The organism is Shigella sp. FJ200513, from assembly GCF_040495915.1.
In the GTDB taxonomy this organism is placed as follows: Bacteria; Pseudomonadota; Gammaproteobacteria; order Enterobacterales; family Enterobacteriaceae; genus ECMA0423.
The window spans coordinates 1-1,558 of sequence record NZ_JBDYCV010000114.1 but is presented as its reverse complement, the minus strand read 5'-3'; the positions used below and the strand labels follow the sequence as shown (position 1 = coordinate 1,558).

2 protein-coding genes are annotated in these 1,558 nt (G+C 50.6%); both read left to right on the top strand.

Annotated elements, in window-relative coordinates; genetic code table 11:
- On the top strand, positions 1 to 1,409 hold a 1,409-nt coding region (locus tag ABZJ92_RS18060; RefSeq protein ID WP_353765453.1), incomplete at its 5' end, for a phage tail tip domain-containing protein.
- Positions 1,410 to 1,476: 67 nt separating this feature from the next.
- Positions 1,477 to 1,558, top strand: an 82-nt coding sequence (locus ABZJ92_RS18055; protein WP_024017432.1) for an Ail/Lom family outer membrane beta-barrel protein, incomplete at its 3' end; no start/stop codon positions are given.

Sequence of the window (1,558 nt, the reverse complement as noted above, 5' to 3'; positions counted from 1 at the left end):
TAGTCCGGGCGGTAAATGCCCGGGGGCAGCAGGGCGATCCGGCGTCGGTATCGTTCCGGATTGCGGCACCGGCAGCGCCTGTCACTATTGAACTGATACCGGGGTATTTTCAGATAACGGTGGTCCCGAAACTGGCTGTATATGACCCGACGGTGCAGTTTGAGTTCTGGTTTTCGGAAAAGCGGATTGCGGATATCAGGCAGGTTGAAACCAGCGCCCGCTATCTTGGCACGGCGCTGTACTGGATAGCCGCCAGTATCAATATCAGGCCGGGCCATGATTATTATTTTTACGTTCGCAGTGTGAACACCGTTGGCAAATCGGCATTTGTGGAGGCCGTCGGTCGGGCGAGCGATGATGCGGAAGGTTATCTGAGTTTTTATAAAGGGTTGATCAATAAAACGCATCTCGGCAAGGAGTTGTGGACGCAGATTGATAACGGTCAGCTTGCGCCGGACCTGACTGAAATCAGGACGTCCATTACGAATGTCAGCAATGAAATCACGCAAACCGTCAATAAAAAACTGGAAAATCAGAGTGCTGCAATCCAGCAGATACAGAAAGTTCAGGTTGATACAAATAATAACCTGAACAGCATGTGGGCTGTGAAGCTGCAACAGATGAAGGACGGACGCCTTTATATTGCGGGTATCGGTGCCGGTATTGAGAATACGCCAGCAGGAATGCAGAGTCAGGTGCTGCTGGCGGCAGACAGGATTGCGATGATTAATCCTGCGAATGGCAACACAAAGCCGATGTTTGTTGGTCAGGGCGATCAGATATTCATGAACGACGTGTTCCTGAAACGCCTGACGGCTCCGACCATTACCAGCGGCGGTAATCCTCCGGCATTTTCCCTGACACCTGGCGGACGGCTGACGGCGAAAAATGCCGATATCAGCGGTAACGTGAACGCGAACTCCGGGACGCTCAACAACGTCACGATTAATAAGAACTGTCGGGTTCTGGGAAAATTGTCCGCGAACCAGATTGAAGGCGATCTCGTTAAAACAGTGGGCAAACCTTTCCCACGGGACTCCCGGGCACCGGAGAGGTGGCCATCAGGGACCATTACCGTCAGGGTTTATGACGATCAGCCGTTTGATCGGCAAATTGTTATTCCCGCGGTGGCGTTTCGCGGTGCTAAACATGAGCGGAAGAATAACAATATTTATTCGTCATGCCGCCTGATAGTGAAGAAAAACGGTGCTGAAATTTATAACCGAACGACCCTGGATAATACGCTGATATATACGGGTGTTATTGATATGCCTGCCGGTCACGGTCACATGACGCTGGAGTTTTCTGTATCGGCATGGCTGGTAAATGGCTGGTATCCCACAGCAAGTATCAGCGATTTGCTGGTTGTTGTGATGAAGAAATCCACAGCAGGTATCAGTATCAGCTGAATTTTATAACCCAGATACGGGCACCAGAAATGGTGCCTTTTTTATTGCAGAAAAGCGAGAGGTAATTATGCGTAAACTTTATGCTGCCATTTTGTCCGCAGCCATCTGTCTGGCTGTATCCGGTGCGCCTGCATGGGCGTCTGAACATC